Here is a 24,245-nt window from a genome sequence, read left to right on the forward strand (position 1 = left end):
TTGACACAAAAAAAGCTTCCCCGATTTGAGGAAGCTTAGTCTATGTAGGTTTAAATAAAAACTTAAACAACTTTTATGATAAAGTAAGACTTTTTGCCTTTTTGTAAGAGTAAAAATTTACCATCGATAAGGTCACCTTCCGAAGCTGTAAAAGTATCATCAACTTTGTCTTTATTTACAGAAATTGAATTCCCTTTTAGTTCACGCGTAGCTTCAGATTTTGATTTTAAGAAACCAGACTTTTCCGAAACCAAATCCACGATGTTAGCACCGATAACTTCCGATTTTGCGATTTCCTTTTGCGGAACGCCATTAAAAATCTGTAAAAACAAATCTTCATCAAGACTTTGTAAATCCTCAGCAGTTGAACGTCCAAAAAGAATTTCCGAAGCTTTCAACGCTTTTTCGAACTCCTCTTTTCCATGAACCCAAATTGTCACTTCTTCCGCTAGACGCTTCTGAAGTTTGCGCTCGTGTGGCGCCGTTTTGTGTTCCTCGATCAAAGCTTCGATTTCTGGCTTGTCGATAAAAGTATAATATTTAATAAAGCGCTCAGCATCGTCGTCTGTCGCATTTAACCAAAATTGGTAGAATTGATAAGGCGAGGTTCTTTTCGCATCCAGCCAGTAGTTTTCACCACTTTCAGACTTTCCGAATTTTGAACCGTCCGCTTTAGTAATCAATTTAGTTGTCAATGCAAAAGCTTCACCTTGGGCTTTACGACGGATTAGTTCAGTCCCAGTCGTGATGTTTCCCCATTGGTCAGATCCACCCATTTGCAACTTCATACCCATAGTTTGGTATAGGTGCAGGTAATCGTAACCTTGCATCAATTGGTAAGTGAATTCTGTAAAGCTCATTCCGTCCGCGCCATCTTCGCCAGAGAAACGTTTTTTAACAGAATCTTTCGCCATCATATAGTTAACGGTGATGTGCTTTCCGATATTTTTAGCAAAATCCAAAAACGAAATATCCTTCATCCAGTCATAGTTGTTCACCAATTCTGCTTTGTTAGGTTCGTTACCATCAAAGTTTAGGAATCGTGACAATTGACCTTTAAGACAATCAACGTAATACAAAAGGGTAGCCTCATCTAACAGATTTCGTTCTGCGGATTTTCCAGATGGGTCACCAATCATCCCTGTCGCGCCACCAACCAAAGCAACTGGTTTGTGTCCATGACGTTGAAAATGAGCCAAAATTTTAATTGGAATCAAACTTCCGATGTGTAACGAATCTGCAGTTGGGTCAAAACCAATATAGGCTGTGGTCATCTCTTTTTCAAGTTGCTCCTCAATCCCAGGCGTCATGTCGGCAAAAAGCCCGCGCCATTTTAGTTCTTCAATAAATGCATTCATTCGGTTAAAATTTAATTTGCAAAGTTAAGCAATTGCTTTCTCCCACGCCTCATAAAAGCGCTGATAATTCTTAGGAGCCAGGAACCTGCTTTCCACTATATCTTTTGGGTTGTCGCTCGGACGGCTCCGCTGCGCTCCGCCGCCTCACGCCAACCCAAAAGGATGCCGTGTCAATCAGGGCTAGGGGATTTATTGTTCTATGATCATTGGTTCAGGAAAGATATTTTCTCTACCAAGGCGTCAGTTCGAGTAGCGAATCGTATCGAGAACTATTTTGAACAAAGTTCTCGATACGGTTTTTTCAAAATCTATTCTAACTGACGATAATTTTCTAATCTTAAACTCAGGCTATGACCGACTTCACAAAGTTGAAAGCTTCCGATTCCCAATTTTTATTTTCGAGGAGGATTTTCACGAAAGCAGTTCCGATGATGCCGCCTTGTGCTTTTTCGGTCACCGATTCAAAATCCTGTTTGTTTTTAATTCCGAATCCTACATAAACAGGATTTTTAAGATTGAGCGAAGCAAGTCGACTCAGATAACCATCATTCTTCAAAGTTGCGTTGGCATTTCCTGTTGTCGAAGATGAACTTACGGCGTACAAAAATCCAGAACTCAACAAATCCAAATATTTGATGCGCTCTTCCGAAGTTTCGGGTGTCACTAGAAAGCTAAAATTAATATTGTACTTTTTTAAAATCTCGCCGTATTGTTTCTCAAATTCGAAAGCTGGCAAATCTGGAATTATCAAGCCCGAAACGCCAACTTCCTGACATTTTTTGCAAAAATTCTCAAAGCCAAATTGCAAAACGGGATTTATATATCCCATCAAAACTTTTGGAATCGTGACAGAATCTTTTATTTCTAAAAGTTGTTCGAACAATTTTGCGATGGTCATTCCGTTTTCTAAAGCCAAAATGTGAGCATCTTGGATAACAGGTCCATCAGCAACAGGATCGGAATACGGAATACCGATTTCCATCATGTCTGCTCCAGAATCTTGGATAAGTTGAGCGACTTTTCCAGTATCTTCAAGATCAGGAACGCCTGCTGTAAAGTATATGTTTAATTTTTTCATTATAAAATAAATGTTAATAGTTGATTAATTGCGTACATAATGACTTCATAACTCAGTGCGACAACGATCGCAACAGGAATATAAATCCATCTAAATTTGAAAGTGAATCTGCCTTCCAAGGCTCTGTAAGCTTTAAAAATTTTGTGTCTATGTCTATAAAAAACAAATAAAATAACCAATTGATAAAAAATGGCGTTGGCTAAAGCGCCTTGAAGAACTTCGAAAAAGTAATCTTGCAATATGATGTTTGTCAAAATAACTGTCAACAAAAAACCACCAATTAGTCGTGTTCTTGGGATTACTAAAAGAAGCGCGCCCAAAATTTCGAAGAAGCCAATTATTATAACATAAGGTTTTGAATAGGAATAAAAAGCCCACATCAACGACATAGGATCTAGCTTTTTAACTGGTTTCGTATAACTAGAAATGTCACCAAATTGTAAAGGTTTTCCAACGCCATATCCAATCATGTGAATCGCTACAATAATTACAGAAATCCATTCGAAGATGTTGAGGATTTCGTCCTTTGTTATTTTGAGTTGTTTCATTTTTTGATAGGATTTTTCCATATTTCATTTCTATCCATGATAATACATTTTTCTAATATCGGATAATTGTCAGTTCCTTTTCTTCTGTTAACGACTCTGCGACCCGACTTGAGCGGAAATCCTTTTTTTTTAAGGTTTTAGGTGCTGGAAAAAAGATTGAGAGCGGAAGGCGGAAAAGTCGCCCACAAATTAATCATTCAAATGTTTGAGATAGGTTTCCATGTCTTTGTCGCCGCGTCCCGACAAACAAATCACGACTACATCGTCTTTTTCGAACTTTTTCTTGTCCAAAACCGCCAATGCATGGGCACTTTCGAGCGCTGGAATAATGCCGTCGAGCTTGGTCAAATCGAAAGCTGATTTCAGAGCTTCATCATCATTGATACTGAAAAATTCTGCACGTTTTTCTTTGAAAAGATTGGCGTGCATTGGTCCAATTCCGGGATAATCCAAACCTGCAGAAATCGAGTGTGGCTCGATAACTTGACCATCTTTAGTCTGCATCACCAAACTTTGACTACCGTGCAAAACGCCCAAAGTCCCAAGAAAAGTGGTCGCCGCCGACTTCCCAGAATCTACACCCAAACCGCCAGCTTCGGCAGCAATAATTTTGACTTTGGGTTCGTTTACAAAATGGTAAAAAGTCCCCGCTGCATTGCTTCCGCCGCCAACACAAGCGATAACATAATCGGGATTTTTGCGACCGGTTTGTTCGTGAAGTTGCTCTTTAATTTCTTTTGAAATCACACTTTGGAATCGCGCCACCAAATCGGGAAAAGGATGCGGTCCAACAACGCTACCAATGATGTAATGTGTGGTCGTTGGATTGTTGATCCAATCTCGCAAAGCCTCGTTGACAGCGTCTTTAAGAGTTTTGGAACCCGAAGTTGCGGGCACAACTTTTGCGCCAAGCATTTTCATTCTAGCAACATTGGGCGCCTGACGTTGTATATCGATTTCGCCCATGTACACGATACATTCGAGCCCAAGAAGTGCGCAAGCTGTCGCGGTTGCCACGCCATGTTGGCCAGCGCCAGTTTCTGCAATAATACGGTGCTTACCTAGCTTTTTTGCTAGCAAAGCTTGGCCAAGTGCATTGTTGATTTTGTGAGCGCCGGTATGGTTGAGATCTTCGCGTTTTAAATAAATGTTGGTATGATATTTTTCGCTTAAATTTTTCGAAAAATAAAGTGGTGTTGCACGTCCAACATAATTTTTAAGAAGCTCCTGATATTCGTTTTGGAAATCTTCGGAGTCGATAATTTCTAAATATTGTTCTTGCAATTCTTTCACATTTGGGTACAACATTTCAGGAATAAATGCACCTCCGAATTCGCCGTAATAGCCATTGTTATCTGGGTTTTTGTAGTTCATTTTATAATTTTTTTTATTTAAAAGAGTTCCGAAAGAACGATTTAACAAAGGATAGGAAGTCATTCCTATCGTTATATGTTTTTAATATTATTTTTTATTTGAAAAGAGTTCCGAAGGAACGATTTAGCAAAGGATAGGAAGCTATTCCTATCATTATATAGTTTTGGTTTTTTTAGTCCCAAAAGTATTTTTCGTCGTATTCGATTTGATATTTTTTATAATAATTTAGGATTTCGGTTTTGAATCCAAATTCTTTATGATGTTACAGTTGGTTTTTAATATAATTGATGACTGTATTTACATTAGTTGGACTTAATGAAAATGCGCCGTAACCATCTTGCCAAAAGAAGTTTTCATATTTTTCGGCTTTCGTTTTTATCCATTTAGAAGAATGTGCTTTTACTTCTTGAACAAGCTTTATCAATGCAATTTTTCTGGATAATAAACATAAAATATGTAGATGATTGTCTGTGCCACCAATTTGTAAAGCCTGACTTTCGGAATCTTTGCAAAGGCTGGCTATATACGAAAACAATTCATTTTCTATTGTTTCGTCAATAAAGTCAACACGATTCTTTGTGCTAAAAATGATGTGAACATAATTTTTGACTAATGACTGTGCCATAATTCTATTTTATTTTTTCAAAAAATTGAATTCTATAAATCGGATTTTATCCGATTCTGATTTAAGTCGTCCTTTTGGGACTTTTTATTTGTGTTATAAAGTTTTTTATTTTTTCTAAATCTTTGTTTCCAGCTTCGATTTCGAATTTTGAATTGATGTCCAAGGCAATAGGTTTTTGTTTTAAACTTGGTAATTGTTGGATATTGTCTTCTGAAACTCCGCCACTTAAAAAATAGGGAATAGGAATTTCTAATTCGTTTAACATTGACCAATCAAATGATTTTCCTGTCCCGCCAAAAGCTTTGGATTCGGTATCAAATAATAAATTTGAGATTTTAGATTCGAGGTTTGAGATTTCGGCTAACTTTTTTTTGACTTCCGAAATGTCATTTCCAACTCGAATAACCTTGATGATTTGGACATCATTAGATAGTTTTTGTCTTAATTCTGAAACAAAATTTTCGTCTTCTTCACCATGCAGTTGAATGTAATTGAGTTTTGCTTTTTCAGCTATTTTTATAATATTTTCTATTGTTTCGTTTACAAAAACGCCGACTTTTCCTTTATGATTGATTCCTGAAATTTGTTCTAAAGCCAAATGATTTAACACAAATCTTGGCGATTTTTCGTAAAAGATAAATCCTAAAAAGTCAATATCCATCGCAACCAAGTCTTGGATTTGGTCAAGTTTGGTCAATCCGCAGACTTTTAATTGGATTTGAGATTCGAGATTTGAGATTTGAGATTGCATTGTCGGTTGATATATTTCTATTTTGATACATTAGTTACAAATTCTTCAAATTTGTTTCTCGGGTTGTCAGATTTCATAAAATATTCGCCCATCAAAAATCCATCAAAGCCTTTTTCTTTTAAAAATCTAAAATCTTCTTCATTGTAAATTCCGCTTTCAGCAATGGATAAAATGTCTTTCGGTAATTGATTTTTGAGATTAAGCGAATTTTGTAAATCGACTTTGAAATCTTTGAGATTTCGGTTGTTGATGCCGACAAAGTCGATGTTGTTGTTAATGTGTTTTAGTTCTTTTTCTGAATGGATTTCCAATAAAACTTCAAGATTAAGTTGATGTGCTAAATCTGTAAATTCTGAAACTTGTGTTGGAGAAAGGCAAGCTGCAATCAGCAAAACGACATCAGCGCCGATTGCTTTGGCTTCATAAAATTGATAATAATTTATCATAAAATCCTTACGCAAAATCGGAATGTTAATATGATTTCTGACAGAAATAATATCCTCAAAATTTCCGCCGAAAAAATCTGAATCTGTCAAAATAGAAACCGCGCTTGCTCCAAATTTTTCGTAAGCTGTAACAACTTCCAAAGACGAAAATTGATTGTTGATAATACCTTTGCTTGGTGATTGTCTTTTGAATTCTGCAATGATGCCAGATTTTGATTTTAAAGTGTTTTTTAAGGAAATAGTTTCTCTGTTAAAAAACTCGGAGTCTTTTAATTGTTGAAGGCTGACTTTCGTTTTTGAAACTTCCAGTTCTTGCATTTTACGTTCTATGATTTTATCTAAAATTGTCATTTTTTTACTTAATTTTCTATTGTTGTAGAATCTGCGTCCCGACTTAAGTGGAACTCCTTTTTTTGCATGGCAAAAGCTTTGGCAAAAAAGAGTGGGAACGGAAGGCGGAAAAGACGCCCAAATATTAAATTAAATTTTGAAAGGCTTTAAGCGCCTTTTTTGAGGTTAAACTTTCGCTTGCTAAAGCCAAACAATCCGAATAATTACCATACTTTTCGGTGTTTAACAAAGCCATTGCAGCATTGACACAGACAACCTTATTTTGAGCTTCTGTCGCTTCGCCTTGTAAAACTGACATGAAGATTTTGGCTGCTTCAGCTTTAGTTTTTCCACCGAAAATTTCTCTTGGTTTTAGATTTTCGAAACCTAAATCTTGCGCAGAAAAAATCTTTTCGCCTTGTTGTGTAAATATCTTGGAATCAGCAGTTAGTGAAATTTCATCATAGCCGTCCAAGGCATTAACTAGCATGAAATTCTTATTTTCTTTTTGAAGTAAATATTGATAAATTCTTGCAATCTCTAGATTTGCAACACCAATCATCGAATATTTTGGCTGCGCAGGATTGACCAAAGGTCCCATTAAATTGAAAAATGTCTTCAAACCCAATTGTTTGCGAAGTGGCGCCACAGTCTTTAACGCAGGATGAAACAAAGGCGCGTGCAAAAAACAAATATTGGCTTTTTCTAAATCTTGTTGTAAATCTGTCTGAGTCGACTTGAATTTGTAACCCAATTCTTCTAAAACATTGGACGAACCGCTAACCGAAGATGCCGCATAATTACCATGTTTTGCAACTTTTTGACCAGCGCCAGCAACAACGAAACTCGCCAAAGTGGAAATGTTGAACGTGTCTTTTCCGTCGCCGCCTGTCCCGACAATATCTACAACATCGTCTGCGCCAAGGTCAATTTTGGTGCACAATTGCAATAACGCCTCGCGAAATCCATCAAACTCGTCCAAAGTAATGCTGCGCATCATGAAAACCGTGATGAAAGCTGTGACTTCGCTGTCATTGAATTTGTTCATCGAGATTTCTGTCAAAATAGCTTTGGCTTCGGATTTTGAAAGTGTCTGATGATTGAAAAGATATTCTAAAATTTGTTTCATAATCTGGTTTGGTTTTTAGTTGGCGGTTGTCAGTTTGTGGTTCTTGGATTTAAAAACTAAAAATTTAAAAAATTTTCGAGGATTTGTTTTCCGTGTGGTGTTAAAATACTTTCGGGATGATATTGTACAGCATGGACGTCATAAGTTTTGTGTTTAAGACTCATAATCATTCCTTTCTCATCAACCGAAGTGATCTCCAATTCTTTAGGGAAATCTTGTGGATTAACTGCCCAAGAATGATATCGTCCTACCTCTAAGTTTTCTGGTAAATTCTTGAAAAGCGAATGCTCTTTAGTTTGATTTGCTGTGGTTGCAACGCCATGGTAAATCTCGGAAAGGTTGATTAGGCTTCCGCCAAAAGCTTCTGCAATCGCCTGCTGACCGAGGCACACGCCGAAAATGGATTTGGTGGGCGCGTAGGTTTTGATGACTTCTAAAAGTATACCTGCTTCAGACGGAATACCGGGTCCGGGAGAAAGTATGATTTTGTCATACTTCTGAATTTCGTCAATAGAAATTTCATCGTTTCTAAAAACGTCAACTTCATGACCTGTGATTTGTTGTATGATCTGCACAAGGTTATATGTAAAGCTGTCGTAGTTGTCGAAGACTAATATATTGTTTTTCATGTTTTTCTTTTTTGTAATAAATTATAGTAAAACAAATAGGATTTTGCCCTATTCTTTGTTAAGGCGTCCTCTTGGCCTTTTATTGTTGTACATCATTATTTGTCGATTGATAAAATATAGATTTCAAAAACTCATTATTATCCATCATTTGCAGCCCGACTTGAGCGGAACTCCTTTTTTTGAATTGCAAAAGCGTTGGCAAAAAAGAGTGGGAGCGGAAGGCGGAAATGCCGCCCAAAAATTAATGCATTTTTTCAGCTTTTGAAATGGCTTTTTTGAGAGCTCCGAGTTTATTATTGACTTCTTGCAGTTCATTTTCTGAGACTGATTTTGCCACCAATCCTGCGCCAGCTTGGTAAAACAGTCGGTTGTCTTTGCTCAAAAAAGTACGTATCATAATCGCTTGATTGCAACTACCATCGAAACCGACAAAGCCAATACAGCCTGCATAAAAGCTGCGAGAGGTTTTTTCGTAATTGTCAATTAATTGCATTGCGCGATATTTGGGCGCGCCACTCAGAGTGCCTTGTGGAAAGGTTGTTGCAATCATTTCGTAAGGATTTTGATTTTCTGAAACATCGGCAACAACTTCCGAAACCATGTGAATGACATGCGAAAAGAAATGAATTTCTTTGAGTTTTGAAACTGTTGTGTTTTTCCCATGAATACTTAAATCATTGCGCGCCAAGTCCACCAACATTGTGTGTTCTGCATTTTCTTTCGGGTCTTTTTTAAGGTCTTCCGCCGATTGTAGATCTGTTTCTACATTTCCTGTTCGTTTGAAAGTCCCAGCAATAGGATGAATAATGGCTTTTCCATCTTTGATGATCAATTGACTTTCCGGACTCGAACCCATTAATTTGTAATCGCCATAGTCGAAGAAAAATAAGTAAGGCGACGGATTAATATTCCGCAATGCTCGATAAACATTGAATTCGTCACCGCGAAATTGCTGCTCAAATCTTCTACTTAACACCAATTGAAAAACATCGCCACGGAAACTGTGTTTCTTGGCAAGTTCTACCAAATCTAGATAGTCTTGATCGGTAAGATTTGAAGCTTCTTCACCTATTTTTTCAAAAGGATAAATTGGCGCATTTTTCTGATTGATGATATTTTCGACTAAAGAAATTTCAGATTTTAAACCATCGATTTTATTTTCGATAACGTACATTTCGTCGTTGTGGTGGTTAATTGCGATGACATATTGGTACAATCTGTAACGAAGAAGTGGGATTTTGGTTTCGTAACTTTTTTCTTTAAACTTAATATTTTCAAAGAAGGGAATGGCGTCATAACTCGTATATCCAAAAAGTCCTTGGGCTTGGGTTCCGATGTCATGATTTGGCTTTTCACAGTTAAAACTTTGAGAAAAGTCTTGAAGTATTTCTGTTAGTTTTTCGTTTGTTAGTTGGACTTTGAATGGATTTTCCAAAGGAAATTTCAGTTCGGCTTCGTTGTAATTTCTGATTTCGATACCAGCGATAGCATTAATGCAAATGAAAGAATAGTTTCTGTCATTATTTTGATTACCAGCACTTTCTAATAGAATGGTATCACGAAACTGATCTCGAAGTCTTAGATAAATGCCGATTGGCGTAAACAAATCGGCTAGTTGAGATTTAACCGATGTTTTGATTTGGATATTGCGTTTGAAGTTCATTTTTGATATTATTTTTAGTTTGACCAAGCCGCAAAATCCTACAAAAAAAGACTTTAACGGATTCGTCAAAGTCTTTGTGATTTAATATTTTATTTCTACACTATACAAAAAGCCGAATAGCTTCAAGACCTTGACCAAGATTTTGAAGACCACCACCAGTTTTTGTTTAATGATAAGTTCATGAGGCAAATGTAAAAATGTTTTTTAATAAAACAATAATGTTTTTAAATTTTTTATTCAAATTTTAGAACAAACATGAAAGCATGTGTTTGCATGGTCGAAATACCAGCTGCCCAATATGGTGGTGTTTCTGGATTGTCGGCAACAATTTCGTTGTTCATAAAGAATGTTCCACGAATAGCTGGCGTCAGTTTGAAACGGCTAAAATAGATCTGCATCCCAATCTCCGCAGTCCAACCAAAATTATGTGTTGTAGAACGGAAAATATTTCGAGAGTTATCTTCTGTACTGGTTTCGTTGGATTGTAAATTCATCAAATAATTGACACCACCAGCGGCGTAAGGACGTGTATTGTACCATCTGTCACCGTGGATTTCTAACATAATTGGAATGTCAAGGTAGGTCGATTTTACTCTTTTTACCTTGTCGATATCTGTTAAACTGATTGGTGTAAAAGCTGGAAATTGTGTAGTACCACCTGAATATTTATCATTACTTTGCGTATTAAAAGTATATTCTCTCTCAGTAAAATGAAGTCCAGGTTCCATACGAAGATCTAAATATTCGTTAAGACGCATCTTCCCTATAAGTCCTGCACCAAAGCTATAGCCAGGTTTTGAGGTGATAAGACTTTGCTGACCATTCATCCCGTAATACGGATCCAAAACTAGTTTTGAATCAAAATTATTCGCGGCAAGATAAAATCCCCAACTGAATTTTTGTGTGTCAAAATCTTCTAGGTTATCTAATCTATCTTTTTTCCTGAAAATATCCGTCAATTGTGCATTAGCTGAGAAGCTGCACAAGAGTCCGAATACTACAAGATGTTTTAGTTTCAGTTTTATCATCCTACTATTTTGTGGCTTTATAAATAGTTGCAATACCTAAACTTAGTTTTTTATATTCTACATTAGAAAAGCCTGTTTGCAACAATATATTTTTCATTTTTTCGCCAAAAGGGAAGGCATTAACCGAGTCTGGCAAATAGGTGTAAGCCCTGTTATCTTTGGATACCAACTTGCCAATTGCTGGCAAAATGTTTTTGAAATAAAACATATAAAGTGGTCCCATAAGTCCTTCAACTTTTGAAAACTCTAATATATAAACACTTTTGTTATTTTTCACAACTCTTTTTAATTCGGCTAAACCTTTTTCAAGATTTTCAAAATTACGAACACCAAAAGCTACTGTCACCGCATCAAAATGATTGTCCTCAAAAGGTAGATGTTCTGCATCGCCTTTAATCATCGTTATTTTGTCCAACAGGTTCTGCTTTTTCACCTTTTCGATACCAACATTCAACATTTGTTGAGAAAGGTCAAGTCCTGTAACTTGCGCTTGTGTACCTTTTTGCACTGCAATAGCAAGATCTCCCGTTCCTGTTGCAACATCCAAAACACTTTTTGGTTGGTCTTTATTTAACCATTTAACCAAAGTATTTCTCCAAAGCACATCAATCTTCATTGATAAAACATGATTAAGAAGGTCATACTTTGGTGCTATGTTGTCGAACATGTCTTCGACTTGACTTTTTTTGCTGTTACCGCTGTTATATGGTGTTACTTTATTATGATCCAAAATAAAAATATATAATTAAACGTGAAATTTGATTAAAACTTATAGTTTTCGTTGTAATAATTAATAAAATCTTGTTTTCTAAAGATTTTGGTGCGGCTTTCTACCTTGTCAATATTTTTGATGACTTTGTTATAATCTTCATCGATATTAAAATAGAAATCTTCGCAATACAATTTGTTCTCTTTTTTGATGTTTCCAAGAAAAGTTTTACCGTCAATGTTCATGCTGCCTTGTGCCATAATCAAAGAATCTTTATCACGGAAGTAACCATAAAACTGTTTGAAAACATAGTAATCTTTATGCGCAATATTGATTAGTCCTCGTTGGTTCTTTACATCAAAAGCAGAATCATACAGCATTTTTTTGTTTTGGTCAAAAACTTTGATGCTATTTTTTCCTTTATTAAGGTCAACCTTTAGATATTGACCAGATGATAAAATCTTTTGTTCGCCATTATTAACACTAAAGAAATAAGTGTCTGGTGTTGGATTATCCACCAAATAATAATTTTGTTTTGCTAGAAATATAAAATAAGTTGCAAAAGCCGCAATTGCTGCCAAAATAGCAAACAAAAGCCCCTTTAACGATGGGTTGTTCTTTAACATTTTAAAATTTATCTTGTTGATTAGTTTTCAAAAAGACAATGCGCAAATTTAGTAATAATTTGTAAGAAATTTAGATGATAAATTTCGTATTACTTATAGTTGTAGATACTTCTCTGTGATTGTGCATAGCTTTTCTAAGAAATCTCGACTTCTTATTCAAAAAAATATGTAATTTTGTTCTTTTAATTATTCAAAAATCTTCAATGCCAAATACAGTTATTATAGGCTCTGGATGTTATATCCCAGAGAATGTTATCACCGGTTCTCACTTCATGGACTCAGTTTTTTTTGACGAAAACAACGAAAAAATTGATAAACCAAATGATGAAATCATTCAAAAATTTGTAGAAATTACAGAAATTGAAGAAAGACGTTACATCAGTGCAGGTGACTATAACTCGGATTTGGGACTTCGCGCTTCTTTACAAGCGATTGATGATGCGGGTATTGATAAAGAAGAAATTGATTACATTATCTACGCAACTAATTTTGGTGAAGTTGATGAAAGAGGAATTCCGAATTTCATGCCTTCTTTAGCGGCTAGATTAAAAAATAAATTGGGCATCAAAAACAGAAAATGTATCAATTATGATATGATTTTCGGTTGTCCAGGTTGGGTAGAAGCTTTGATTTTGGCTGATGTTTTACTAAAATCTGGTCGTGCAAAAAATATTTTGGTTGTGGGTGGCGAAACTTTGAGCCGCGTTACAGATAACTATGACCGAAACAAATTAATCTTTGCAGATGGCGCTGGTGCGGTTGTCGTGACAACAACAGACGAAGAAAATGTTGGGATCATCGCAGATTCTACAATTTGTGATAATGGCGAAGAATTATGTTATCTGGAAAATGGAACATCATTAAATTTAGAAGATAAAGAGAAGCGCTTATACATCAGAATGCGTGGTCGCAAAATTTACGAATATGCTCTTAAAAATGTTCCTGATGCAATAAAAGCAACGATCGATAAAGCTAACTTAGATATTTCGGACATTGATAAAATCTTAATTCACCAAGCGAATGCGAAAATGGATTATGCAATGATTTCGAGATTGTTCAAGCTTTATGGGATTAAAGATTATGATCATGCGATTTCGCCAATGACGATTCAGAAGTTCGGAAACTCTTCGGTAGCAACAATTCCGACGATGTTTGATTTGATCAGAAAGGGCAAAATGGAAGGACAAAGTTTCAAACCTGGAAGTTACATTATTTTCACTTCTGTTGGCGCTGGGATGAATATCAATTGCGTGGTATATCGTTTTCCAGCTGATAAAATTTAATTTATTTAAATAAAAATAAGTCAAAAAGGCACAAAGTAACAATTTGGTTTACTTTGTGCTTTTTCTTTTTGCACATTTTTTTAAATTGTTTTTAAATGATGAAAAATATTTTGGGAATAATAGTTTTCTTTATTCTCATAGAATTTTATATTTACCAAGCTGTTCGCACTGTCGTTAGTCAGCCTTGGGCGCGCGGCGCATATTGGGTGATCACCATTGCTATCTATGCAATTTTGATATATTTGGTTACCCAATTCGATCGTACCGTTCGTAATCCAATGCGGGTCAACATTATTATGGGACTTATTTTGGTGTTTGTAATGCCCAAACTTTTAACCTTTGTTTTCTTATTAATAGAAGATATCGTTAGATTGTCAAGGTATGGATTTCAGGCGCTTTCTTCAACCAGTTCTGCGCATATGCCGAGCAGGAGGAAGTTTGTAAGTTTGGTAGGTTTGGGTGTTGCAGGATTGATGTCTTACGCGTTTTTGGATGGAATGATTTTCGGAAAATACCGTCATTGCGTTCGTAAAGTGAAATTAAAATTGAAAGGTCTTCCCGAAAGTTTTAAAGGTTACAAAATTGTACAAATCTCAGATGTCCACAGCGGAACTTTCCAAGAGCCCGCAAAATTGCAACATGCGATCGATTTAATTAATCAACAAAAACCAGATTTAGTCCTTTTTACGGGTGATATGGTGAATAATTATGCGGAAGAATTCCAGCCGTTCATTAATTTGTTTAAATCTATTCAGGCGAAAGATGGAAAATTTTCGGTGTTAGGTAATCACGATTACGGCATGTATGGAAAATTTAATTCTAAAGAAGAAGAGCGTCAAAATGTTCCGAATCTAATTAAATTTCAAAAAGAAGCTGGCTTTAGAATGTTGCGAAACGAAAATCTTAGCATCGATAGAAATGGTGAAAAAATCTACCTACTCGGTGTCGAAAACTGGGGCGAAAAACCTTTTCCACAATACGGAGATCTTGATAAAGCTTTACAAAATGTGCCAACAGATTCTGTTAAAATTTTGATGTCGCACGATCCAACGCATTTTGATTATGTAGTTAAAAATCATCCTAATTTTGTGCACTTGACATTGTCTGGGCACACACATGGGATGCAATTTGGGGTTGATCTCAAAAATGTGAAATGGTCGCCAGTAGAATATAAGTATAAAAAATGGATGGATCTTTATGAAAGTAACGATCGCTATCTCTACGTTAATCGAGGTTTTGGCGTCATTGGTTATTCGGGAAGAGTAGGGATTTTACCGGAAATTACCTTATTTGAATTGAGTTAAAACTTATTTTAAATATATAGAAGCCTTTCAGAGTTTCAAACTTTGAAAGGTTTTTTTATTCTAGTTAATCAAAATTTTAAAATAAATAATCCTTCATTCTCGACGTTGCGATTTCTTTTTCGGTAACAAATTCTAAGAAAGCGATAAGTTTGTCCTCAAATTTTTTTCCAAGATTATATTTTTTATAAAACGGAAACTTATAAGGCAAATTTTCCTTTTCATAAAACTGCCAAGCATTCATGTAGACTTGGACGTAATCTTCGTTTTGAAGCGTTTCCAAAATCATGTTTTCATAAAACTGCAAAGGCGTCATCTGGAAAACATAATCATTGAAGGGCAACTGAGAATAAGGCGATAAACTTTCTGGGACAATCACAAGATTATCATCATAATAAAGCTGCGTTTTTTCCTTTTTTAAACGACGAAAAACGAAACCAATATTAGAATGCTCAATATCCGAAACGTAAGAAAAACCTAGGTTTTTAATATCTTTATTGGGAAGTCGTAATAATTTTTGGCGAAGTCCACGGACACTTTTTTGAAGCTGATCTTCGAGATTATTTTTGACAATTTCGATATCTGCAACGGAGGACGAAATGTTGTACAAGGCGACTTCGTGACCTGCAGAAACTAACTTTTTTAAAGTTTTGCTAAGTCGTTCAGCTATTTTAACTTCGACAAAAAAAGTCACTAAAATGGAATAGATCTCAAGATTTTGAAGAATAATCTCAAGGTTTTGTTCCAAAGATGCTATCAAAGTTTCGTCGTCCAAATTCGGATCCGCACGATCTTCCCCAAAAGGAATTGTAAGATTGAAACTCAATAACAGCATCTCCAGAACATATTTTTATGACTATTTAGCCAATTTTATTTTTAGATTTTTAATCATGTCTTCCGACATTTTTTTGATATCAAAATCGTAGCTAAGTCCCCAATCTTGTTTTGCAACAGAATCGTCAATGCTTGCTGGCCAAGAGTCAGCAATCGCTTGACGGAAATCTGGCTCATATTTAATCGTGAAATTAGGAATGATTTTTGTGATTTCTTCAGCCAATTCTTTAGGATTAAAGCTCATGCCTCCAAGATTGTAAGACGTTCTAACTTTCACATCATCTTTTGGCGCAGTCATCAATTTAATCGTTGCATTAATGGCGTCATCCATGTACAACATTGGCATTTTTGTATCTTCTTTGATGAAGCTTGTGTAGTTACCATTTTCTACAGCTTCATAAAAAATCTCTACTGCATAATCTGTTGTTCCTCCACCAGCAGGCGCTTTCCAAGAGATAAGACCAGGATAACGGATACTTCTCACATCAACACCATATTTATCAAAATAATATTCGCACCATTTTTCACCCGCCATTTTTGAGATTCCGTAGACTGTTGAAGGGTTAAGCACAACTTCTTGTCCAACATTTTCTTTAGGAAGTCCTTTCCCAAAAACAGCGATAGAACTTGGCCAAAATATTTTGCTAATTACACCTTGTTTTGCCAATTCGCAAAGGTGAAGAAGTGGCTCTAGATTAAGCTTCCAAGCGAAAAGAGGTTGCTTTTCCGACGTGCCAGAAAGTAGGGAAGCCAAATGATAAACTGTTGTTATATGATGTTCTTTGATAAAGTTGGTCATCGCGTCAAAATTGCTAACGTCCAATCTTTCGTAATGTCCAGCTTCTGTAATGCCTTCTTTCCACTTGTCAAGGCCAGATGCAAACACATTTTCTTTACCGTAAAGTTCTACCAATTTTAATGTTAATTCGGTGCCGATTTGTCCCAAAGCACCAGTCACAAGAATGCGTTCTGTAGGGCTACTCATAATTACTTTTTATGTTATACAAAACTAAAGAAAAATAACTGCTCACCGAAATTTTTAATCGAAATTATCCACGATTTTATAATGATAAATATGCGATTCCCAAGAATTATTAAGTACCTTAGTTTCATAAAAATTTTAAAAATGAAACCCATCCTAAGACTTCAAGATTTTATTAAAATAAAAAACAATCCTGACATTCGAATTTATGATGTGAGAACAGGATCAAATGCTGTTGAAAATTACAAAAATGAGCATCTCACAAATGCAGCTTATGTAAGTTTGGATACTGATTTGGCTGAGATTGGTGATTTCAAAAATGGTGGACGACATCCATTGCCGAGCTCAGAAAAATTTGCGGACACTTTAGGAAATTTAGGAATAAACCCAAATTCGCATGTTGTAATTTATGATGATAAAAATGGAGGCAATGCTGCAGCGAGATTTTGGTGGATGCTAAAAGCACTTGGTCACGAGAAAGTACAAGTTTTGGATGGTGGACTTCAAAATGCGAAAGCCAACAATATTGAAACAGATTCTGGCGATTTTAAATATGAAAAAGAAAATTATCCAAGTTCTGATTGGATTTTGCCAACAATAAAAATTGATGAAGTTGAAAAGGCAACGGAAGACAATGATTTTGTGATTATTGATGTTCGCGAAAACCAAAGATTTGCTGGGATTACAGAACCAATCGATTTGGTTGCTGGTCATATCCCAAACGCTATTAATATTCCGTTTTCTGAGAATCTTGACGATAACGGAAACTTCAAAACATCAGAACAACTTCATAAAAAATATGAGGAAATTTTTAATCAACATTCTAAAAATCAAATTATTGTGCACTGCGGTTCTGGTGTAACGGCTTGTCACACCTTGTTGGCGATGAGTGAAGGTGGTTACGAGATACCAAATCTTTATGTTGGTTCTTGGAGCGAATGGTCTCGAAGTAAAATATAATTGATTGATTCTAAATGAAATATTCTTTTAAAAATGATTATACAGAAGCTTGTCATCCTAATATTTTGCAAGCTTTGGTGGATACTAATTCGATGCAGCAATTGGGTTACGGACATGACGATTATTGCAAGCAAGCTGCTGCTATTTTTCGATCAAAAATTAAAAATGAAAAAGCAGGTATTTTTTTTGTAAGTGGTGGGACACAAGCTAATCTGTTGGTGATTTCTTCTTTGTTAAAACCTTTTGAAAGCGTTATCGCGGCGCAAACTGGTCACATCGAATCCAACGAAACTGGCGCTATCGAAGCAGTTGGTCATAAGATTAATTTGATACCAACTGACAATGGAAAAATAACGACAGATGCGATCCAAAAAGTATTGGACACGCATCAAAATATTCCGCATCAAGTCCGACCAAAATTGGTTTATATCTCGAACACGACAGAAGTTGGGACACATTATTCTAAATCCGAATTGGAGAATTTATATCGATTCTGTAAGTCAAAAAATCTCTTGTTTTTCATTGATGGCGCAAGATTGTCACAAGCTATTGCGATTCCAGAAGCTAATTTAAGTTTAGAAATTATCGCTAAAAATTCGGATGTTTTTTATTTTGGTGGAACAAAAAATGGAGCGTTAATCGGTGAAGCTATTATTTTTAATAACGAAAAATTGTGTGAAGATTTTCCTTATTTCATCAAACAAAAAGGTGCGATGTTGGCAAAAGGACGATTGTTGGGCATTCAGTTTTTAGAATTGTTGAAAGAAGATTTGTTTTTAAAACTTGGAGAAAACGCCAATCGTCAAACTCAAAAACTTAAAAATGCTTTTGTTGAAGTTGGGACAGAATTTTTGACAGATTCGTCGAGTAATCAAATATTTCCGATTCTTAAAAAGGAAGATATTGAAGTTTTGCAAACCCAATTTGATTTTTATGTTTGGAAAGAAATAGATACAGACTTCGCAGCGATACGTTTGATTTGTTCATGGGCAACGACGGACGAAGCAATTGAAGAATTTGTTGCAGCCATCCGCAATTTGAATTAATTTTTAGAAAAAAATGCAATTCAAAGTTTAATATTTTCTAAGCTTTTGATATTTTTGTTCAACAAAATTTACAATAATTTATGGCTTCAGGCATTTTTGCACTTTTAGATGATTTGGCAGCGTTAATGGACGATGTCGCAGTAGCGAGTAAAGTCGCAACTCAAAAAACCGCTGGTATTTTGGGGGACGACCTCGCAGTAAATGCCGAAAAAGCAACAGGATTTCAGTCTTCGCGCGAGATTCCTGTGTTGTGGGCGATTACGAAAGGTTCGTTCCTTAATAAGTTAATAATCGTTCCGATTGCGTTGTTGCTAAACGCTTTTTTCCCAGTTATTATTAAATATGTTTTGATTGCGGGGGGCTGTTATTTAGCATTCGAAGGCATGGAAAAGATTTTCCATTTTTTGTTTCATAAAAAAGAAATCGAGCAAACGGATAATAATATTACTGAAGTTCTCGAGCATCAACTTCCTGAACAACAGGAAAAAGCAAAAGTAAAAGCTGCGATTACAACCGATTTTATTTTGTCCATCGAGATTGTGATTATTGCTTTGGGAACGGTTCTTAAGCAACCTCTTAATATCCAAATTGTAACCGTTTGCGTCGTATCAGTTTTAGCAACAGTAGGTGTTTACGGGATTGTTGCGCTAATTGTTAGGATGGATGACGCAGGTTTTAGATTGATTGATAAATCTAACGACCGCGGAATTTTCTCAAAAATTGGACATTTTTTAGTGAAACTTCTTCCGATTGTTATTAAAGTTTTGGGCGTTGTTGGGACGATTGCATTGTTACTGGTTTCTGGCGGAATTTTTATGCATAATATAGATCATCTTCATGATTATCTTCCTCATATTCCGGATATTATAAATGAAGCTGGACTTGGTATTATTGTCGGAACTGCGATGGTTGCGGTAATTACTTTAATTCAAACTATCGTAAAAAAGATGAAGAAGGCGTAGAAATATTAATTTTTAAATAAATCAAAATCGGCAGTTCCCAATGAGACTGCCGATTTTTTTTGAGTAAATATTAAATAAATTCTTAACCGCCAACGCGACTTTGTTCCTCAAATTTGGTTTGGTTGGTTGCGCCTTTTATGTTGTTATTTCCAAACTTGTAAGTCAACGAAAGGTTGGCGCTTTACGAAAGACCTTTGTATTTGAAATTCGATGTGAAATTCGAGTACGTTTCGCGGCCTTTGTAAGTTTGTGTGTTAAAAATATCATTAACACTCAAGGTGATCATAAGATTCTTATATAGTAAATTTAGTTTTAAACCTGCATAAAGATTATTACTGAAATTAATATCCGAATTGCCTTGTTTGCTTGGCAAATCCATCCAATAACCAAGCGTAAATGCTAAGTTTTTATCCTTTCTTAAATAGAAACTATTGTTGATATTAAGGTTGGCGCCAAAACTTGCTGGGAAAATATTGACATCGGATCTGGTACTCGTAGATTGGTTGTAGAAGCCCGTTAAGAATACATTTGACTCCAACCAACGTAATTTGTTAAAGCTGTAGTTAAGACTCATCCCAGTTTGATTTTCGGTAAAGAAATTCTCGGTTTTCGTGATTTTGTTTCCGTTTTCAATCTTCTGAATTCTACCCCAAGAAGCGGATGTATGTGTGAAGTAAAGCGTTGTCGTAAAGTTATTTTTTAAAACATAACTCAATTCCACATTGTCCGAGAAAGAAGGCTTCAAAAACTGATTTCCTACATAATATTCATAGTCTGAAGTGTAGACTTTTGAAGGACTAAGATTTCCAAAATACGGACGACGAATTCTACGCGAATAGTTAAGCGACATCGTGTTGTTATCGTTCGCTTTGTAGCTAAAATAAACCGTTGGGAAGAATTTCCCATAAGACGATTTAACCATTGCTCCGTCAGATTTTGCAGTCCCATCCAACTCTGTATGTTCGTATCTAAGTCCTAATTTTGCATCCCATTTTTCAGCTATTTTAAAACTTGATGACACATAAGCTGCATAATTTTTTTCATGATAAATAAAGGCGTTGCTTCGCAGAGGATTTAACTGTGTTTGTTCATTTTCAATATCAAAAAACTGAGCTGTAGATTCATTTTTAAACATGGTATATTTAAGACCTGATTCGGTTTTAATTTTCGAAAAATTCTTTTCAAGATCGACTTGTCTAGAGTAAACATTGTACAAGTTATCGTTGTAGTTAACAGCTTTTTTTTCTGTGTTTTGTAAGGTTGAAACATTGTTAATCAACGCCAATTTATTGGAGATTAAATTTCCAGAAAAACTTAATTTACTGCCTAAACTGTCCAATTTGATATCGTAGAAAGCTGTTGCGTAATGATTATTGTTATGATTGTGGTTGACATTTTGCGATACAAATTCAGTCGAAGTTCCGTTTTGTAAAGTTCTAACATTATTTTTTGCTAATGTTGTAAGGATTTGAAAATGAGTAATTATAATTAAAACCTATTAAATTTTTGTCATTGAGTTTGTATTCCGTTTTTATGTTGGCATTTTTGTAACGATAATTTCCCCAATAACTTCCATCCGAATTCCAATATTGATCTTCACCAATGCTATAATTATAGTTTTTTTGCTTCCAAATATTTTCGCCCATACTTCCAGATGTCGACACCGAAAGTTTTTTGCCTTGGTAATTAAAAGTTGCACCATCGCGCCAACTTGTGACAGAACTCACGCTTCCCGAAGTTTGCAAAGATGCATTCCAACCAATATTTGTATTTTTCTTGAGTACAATATTGATAAGGCCACTTTTGCCTTCAGCAGCATATTTTGCAGGTGGCGTCGTAATCACTTCGATTTTTGCAATGTCATCAGAACGTAGATTTTTAAGATAATTGATCAATTCTTCACCTGACAAATTCACAAGTCGGTCGTTGATCATAATTGCAACGCTGCTTTTCCCCGCAATGCTTATGGCGTCGTCGGTTGTGCGCAACATTGGCGTTTGGGACAAAGCTTCGACAGCGTCAACACCTTGCGACGCTACAGAATTTTCTACATTAAAAACCAAGCGATCAACTTTTCGCTCTACCAATTTTTTACTTGTTGCAACAACAGTTACGCCTTCGATTTGCTTTTCTGCTGTGGGTTGCGATGTTGTTTGTATATTTTTAAGAAGTGTCCCTTGCACTTGGATTTCTTCATTGAAAATACTTTTTTGGTCTTTAAAAATTTCTAGTTTGTAAGTTCCGTTTTCGGGAAGTTGCAGAGCAAAATTTCCATTTTCGGTACTAATACTGGAATATTTTTTATCCTTTTGTGTTGCCACAATTTCAACGTACGAAAGATTGGTATTGTTGGTATCAGTTATTTTGCCTTCGATTTTTTGTCTAAAAGTAAAAATGCCGATTAAATTGATTAACAAGAAACTTGCTTTTTTCATAACACTAATTTTATAGGTATAATAAAGCAGAAGGATTTCCTGTTACATCAAAAATGAAATTATTTTTAAATTAAATTGTAAGTTGTTGTAATTGAGTATTTTAAAAATGAAAATTATTTCTGATAATTCTCTTTTTTAATTTGATAAATGAAATTTAATTTTGGACTTTCTCCGAAATATTCAACCAATTGTTCGTCAATTTTTTCGGCACCGAGACGCGAAATAGAAATTTGAGAACGTAAATTTTCTGCGCCAATGTGGAAAATAACTTTATCAACATATTGGAAAATATAGTCCATCATCATGCGTTTCGCTTTGTGATTAAGTCCAGTTCCCCAAAACTTAGTTCCATAAAAAGTGTAACCAATTAAGATACTACTGTCAGCTTCATTGTAATCGTAAAAGCGCGAACTTCCTGCTAATTCGCCAGATTTTTTATCATAAATTTTGAACGCACCTCCGCTTTTTATGGCACCTTCGAAAAAATTTTGGAAAACTTCTATTTTATAACGGTCAGGATTGGGATGTTGCGCCCAAACTTCCTTTTCGGATGCAACTTTATATAAAGCTTCGAAATCTTCTTTTTGAAGTGGTTCCAAAATCAAAAAATCGTTTTCTAATCGAGATTGCAGCGAGAATTCCATATTATTGATAACGTTTGTGTTCTTTAGTTTTTGTAAATCTTTTCGTGATTGGTTTTAACAAAGTTCGATATTTCTCAATGTCAAATAGTTGAGAGTCTGTTAAAGCTTTGTATGTCAACCAAATAGCAAACGGGAACAAAATCATATTAGGTGCCCAAGTTGCCAAATAAGGATCGAGTTGTCCTTTCCAAGATAAGTTTTCGACACTCAAATTAATGACGTAGAAAATAATGAAAATGATAATCGCAATAACGACGGGAAGTCCCATTCCGCCTTTTCGGATAATGGATCCGAGACTCGCACCAATCATGAAGAAAATAATACAAGTCACTGAATAAGAAAGGATTCTCTGTTGGTAAATGACTATTTTATTCTTGTATTTTTTCATTTCCAAGATTTGCTCTTGCGATTGTTTGTTGCTGTCTTTTAGATTGTTAAGTCTTACGTAAGCATTGTAAAAGACTTCCATTTTTTTGTCCGCAGCGAGATCTTCACCTGTAAAGTTTGGCGTTGGATCAACCTTGGTTTTATTATGTGGATTATCTAAATATTGAACATAAGCATTGACCGTCATCATCGACTGATTCGATATACTATTGATGCTAACTTTGTTGTTTTCATCAGTTTTTGCTAAGGTTTCGTTGACTTCAAAATAGTTTTGAAAACGATAATCATCCGTAATTTTCTCACTTTCGATGGCTTTGTTGATAAGATCACTAATGTCGATGTGGAAAGCTAATGAATCAAATTTAATGGACTGATTGGGCTGATTTAACCTTTCATTATAAGCTTTGTTGGCGATATCGTCTTCGTAGATGTAACCGCTGTATAAGATTAATTTTAAATAATTAGGATCTGGTGCTTTTGCAAAACGACCTTTTTTAGCAATAATCGTTTGTTGGTTTTCGTAAGAATTTGAATTTTTGTGAAGAAAAACTCCTTCTAAATTTTCCTTATTTTCTCCCGATATTTTATCAAACTTTACAGAATATCCAGAGATTTGATCGATGAAAACGCCTGGGGTAAAATTAAGAGCAGGTTTACTAGAAACAATGTTAAACAACATATTTTTAGCTTTCCGTTGGAAGTCGGGTATGACGTTATTTGAAAACAAAAATAGGACAAAGGACATCATAGTTACTGTGATAAAAAGTGGTGCCATAACTCGCGTCAAGCTAATACCAGCAGCTTTCATCGCAGCGAGCTCATAACGTTCTCCAAAATCCCCAAAGGTCATAATGGCAGATAACAAAATCGTTAATGGTAAAACCATCGACACGACATTGGCGCTCATGTAGAACAAAAATTTAATAATCTCCCAATAAGTCAGCCCTTTACCCGTGAATTGCGACATCTGCACCCAAATGATGTTGACAATGAAGATGAAAAACAGGACACTGAATATAAAGAAAAATGGCCCGAAAAAGGTTTTAATGATATATTTGTCTAACTTTTTCAAATGGAAAAATTATCTAATTTGACGTCAAAAATACAGCAAAAAAGT

General features: G+C 35.4%; 24 protein-coding genes. 5 read left to right on the forward strand and 19 right to left on the reverse strand.

Features of this window, described 5'->3' with window-relative positions; genetic code table 11:
* Positions 1-62: 62 nt before the first annotated feature.
* The 13 genes from tyrS to RT037_RS03260 form a co-directional block, all read right to left on the reverse strand.
* Positions 63-1,358, reverse strand: coding sequence for a tyrosine--tRNA ligase (tyrS, locus tag RT037_RS03200; RefSeq protein WP_313028100.1), 1,296 nt, complete (start codon positions 1,356-1,358; stop codon positions 63-65).
* Positions 1,359-1,701: 343 nt separating this feature from the next.
* The gene (gene trpA / locus RT037_RS03205; protein WP_312323787.1) at positions 1,702-2,436 is read right to left on the reverse strand and encodes a tryptophan synthase subunit alpha; all 735 of its coding nucleotides are present in this window, start codon (positions 2,434-2,436) and stop codon (positions 1,702-1,704) included.
* Positions 2,436-2,984 carry a DoxX family protein gene (locus RT037_RS03210; RefSeq protein ID WP_312323785.1) on the reverse strand — a complete coding sequence of 183 codons (549 nt, stop codon included), beginning with the start codon at positions 2,982-2,984 and terminating at the stop codon, positions 2,436-2,438. The genes trpA and RT037_RS03210 overlap by 1 nt, the downstream gene beginning before the upstream one ends.
* 189 nt (positions 2,985-3,173) lie before the next feature.
* Positions 3,174-4,358, reverse strand: coding sequence for a tryptophan synthase subunit beta (gene trpB, locus RT037_RS03215; protein WP_313028103.1), 1,185 nt, complete (start codon positions 4,356-4,358; stop codon positions 3,174-3,176).
* A 262-nt stretch (positions 4,359-4,620) separates the two neighbouring features.
* A complete protein-coding gene (gene tnpA, locus RT037_RS03220) occupies positions 4,621-4,983 on the reverse strand; it encodes an IS200/IS605 family transposase (RefSeq protein WP_313028104.1) in 363 nt (120 codons plus the stop codon).
* Between the two features lie 61 nt (positions 4,984-5,044).
* Positions 5,045-5,734 carry a phosphoribosylanthranilate isomerase gene (locus RT037_RS03225; RefSeq protein ID WP_313028106.1) on the reverse strand — a complete coding sequence of 230 codons (690 nt, stop codon included), beginning with the start codon at positions 5,732-5,734 and terminating at the stop codon, positions 5,045-5,047.
* Between the two features lie 17 nt (positions 5,735-5,751).
* Positions 5,752-6,531 (reverse strand): indole-3-glycerol phosphate synthase TrpC, encoded by a 780-nt coding sequence (gene trpC, locus RT037_RS03230; RefSeq protein WP_313028108.1) that lies wholly within the window; start codon positions 6,529-6,531, stop codon positions 5,752-5,754.
* A gap of 124 nt (positions 6,532-6,655) precedes the next feature.
* On the reverse strand, positions 6,656-7,639 hold the full coding sequence (gene trpD, locus RT037_RS03235) for an anthranilate phosphoribosyltransferase (protein ID WP_313028110.1): 984 nt from the start codon (positions 7,637-7,639) through the stop codon (positions 6,656-6,658).
* 56 nt (positions 7,640-7,695) lie between these two features.
* Entirely contained in the window at positions 7,696-8,268 is a 573-nt protein-coding gene (locus RT037_RS03240) for an aminodeoxychorismate/anthranilate synthase component II (protein ID WP_313028112.1), read from the reverse strand.
* A gap of 241 nt (positions 8,269-8,509) precedes the next feature.
* Entirely contained in the window at positions 8,510-9,931 is a 1,422-nt protein-coding gene (locus RT037_RS03245) for an anthranilate synthase component I family protein (RefSeq protein ID WP_313028114.1), read from the reverse strand.
* A gap of 233 nt (positions 9,932-10,164) precedes the next feature.
* Positions 10,165-10,959 (reverse strand): porin family protein, encoded by a 795-nt coding sequence (locus RT037_RS03250; RefSeq protein ID WP_313028116.1) that lies wholly within the window; start codon positions 10,957-10,959, stop codon positions 10,165-10,167.
* A gap of 4 nt (positions 10,960-10,963) precedes the next feature.
* Positions 10,964-11,689 carry a bifunctional demethylmenaquinone methyltransferase/2-methoxy-6-polyprenyl-1,4-benzoquinol methylase UbiE gene (ubiE, locus tag RT037_RS03255; RefSeq protein WP_313028118.1) on the reverse strand — a complete coding sequence of 242 codons (726 nt, stop codon included), beginning with the start codon at positions 11,687-11,689 and terminating at the stop codon, positions 10,964-10,966.
* 32 nt (positions 11,690-11,721) lie between these two features.
* A complete protein-coding gene (locus RT037_RS03260; protein WP_313028120.1) occupies positions 11,722-12,294 on the reverse strand; it encodes a hypothetical protein in 573 nt (190 codons plus the stop codon).
* A gap of 203 nt (positions 12,295-12,497) precedes the next feature.
* On the opposite strand from RT037_RS03260, the gene RT037_RS03265 reads away from it, so the two are divergent.
* Together RT037_RS03265 and RT037_RS03270 are read left to right on the forward strand one after the other, a co-directional pair.
* The gene (locus RT037_RS03265) at positions 12,498-13,577 is read left to right on the forward strand and encodes a 3-oxoacyl-ACP synthase III family protein (RefSeq protein ID WP_313028122.1); all 1,080 of its coding nucleotides are present in this window, start codon (positions 12,498-12,500) and stop codon (positions 13,575-13,577) included.
* Positions 13,578-13,672: 95 nt separating this feature from the next.
* Complete coding sequence (locus RT037_RS03270; RefSeq protein WP_313028124.1) at positions 13,673-14,881, forward strand: metallophosphoesterase; 1,209 nt, start codon at positions 13,673-13,675, stop codon at positions 14,879-14,881.
* A gap of 76 nt (positions 14,882-14,957) precedes the next feature.
* Here RT037_RS03270 and RT037_RS03275 read toward each other — a convergent pair whose 3' ends face one another.
* Both RT037_RS03275 and RT037_RS03280 read right to left on the reverse strand, forming a co-directional pair.
* Positions 14,958-15,704: a polysaccharide deacetylase gene (locus RT037_RS03275; protein ID WP_313028125.1), complete on the reverse strand. Its 747-nt coding sequence runs from the start codon at positions 15,702-15,704 to the stop codon at positions 14,958-14,960.
* A gap of 30 nt (positions 15,705-15,734) precedes the next feature.
* Positions 15,735-16,697 (reverse strand): NAD-dependent epimerase/dehydratase family protein, encoded by a 963-nt coding sequence (locus RT037_RS03280; protein ID WP_313028128.1) that lies wholly within the window; start codon positions 16,695-16,697, stop codon positions 15,735-15,737.
* Between the two features lie 141 nt (positions 16,698-16,838).
* On the opposite strand from RT037_RS03280, the gene RT037_RS03285 reads away from it, so the two are divergent.
* The 3 genes from RT037_RS03285 (at position 16,839) to RT037_RS03295 (ending at position 19,662) form a co-directional block, all read left to right on the forward strand.
* Positions 16,839-17,654: a sulfurtransferase gene (locus RT037_RS03285; RefSeq protein ID WP_312321744.1), complete on the forward strand. Its 816-nt coding sequence runs from the start codon at positions 16,839-16,841 to the stop codon at positions 17,652-17,654.
* 14 nt (positions 17,655-17,668) lie between these two features.
* The gene (locus RT037_RS03290) at positions 17,669-18,700 is read left to right on the forward strand and encodes an aminotransferase class V-fold PLP-dependent enzyme (RefSeq protein WP_313028131.1); all 1,032 of its coding nucleotides are present in this window, start codon (positions 17,669-17,671) and stop codon (positions 18,698-18,700) included.
* Positions 18,701-18,780: 80 nt separating this feature from the next.
* Positions 18,781-19,662 carry a DUF808 domain-containing protein gene (locus RT037_RS03295; protein ID WP_313028133.1) on the forward strand — a complete coding sequence of 294 codons (882 nt, stop codon included), beginning with the start codon at positions 18,781-18,783 and terminating at the stop codon, positions 19,660-19,662.
* 181 nt (positions 19,663-19,843) lie between these two features.
* Here RT037_RS03295 and RT037_RS03300 read toward each other — a convergent pair whose 3' ends face one another.
* The 4 genes from RT037_RS03300 to RT037_RS03315 form a co-directional block, all read right to left on the reverse strand.
* The gene (locus tag RT037_RS03300; RefSeq protein WP_313028248.1) at positions 19,844-21,151 is read right to left on the reverse strand and encodes an outer membrane beta-barrel family protein; all 1,308 of its coding nucleotides are present in this window, start codon (positions 21,149-21,151) and stop codon (positions 19,844-19,846) included.
* Entirely contained in the window at positions 21,105-22,097 is a 993-nt protein-coding gene (locus RT037_RS03305; protein ID WP_313028135.1) for a TonB-dependent receptor, read from the reverse strand. The genes RT037_RS03300 and RT037_RS03305 overlap by 47 nt, the downstream gene beginning before the upstream one ends.
* Positions 22,098-22,210: 113 nt before the next feature.
* Positions 22,211-22,741: a GNAT family N-acetyltransferase gene (locus RT037_RS03310; RefSeq protein WP_313028138.1), complete on the reverse strand. Its 531-nt coding sequence runs from the start codon at positions 22,739-22,741 to the stop codon at positions 22,211-22,213.
* A 1-nt stretch (position 22,742) separates the two neighbouring features.
* Positions 22,743-24,200, reverse strand: coding sequence for an LptF/LptG family permease (locus tag RT037_RS03315; RefSeq protein ID WP_313028140.1), 1,458 nt, complete (start codon positions 24,198-24,200; stop codon positions 22,743-22,745).
* Positions 24,201-24,245: the final 45 nt, after the last annotated feature.

The sequence above is a fragment of the Soonwooa sp. genome, assembly GCF_032062245.1.
Taxonomy (GTDB): Bacteria; Bacteroidota; Bacteroidia; order Flavobacteriales; family Weeksellaceae; genus Soonwooa.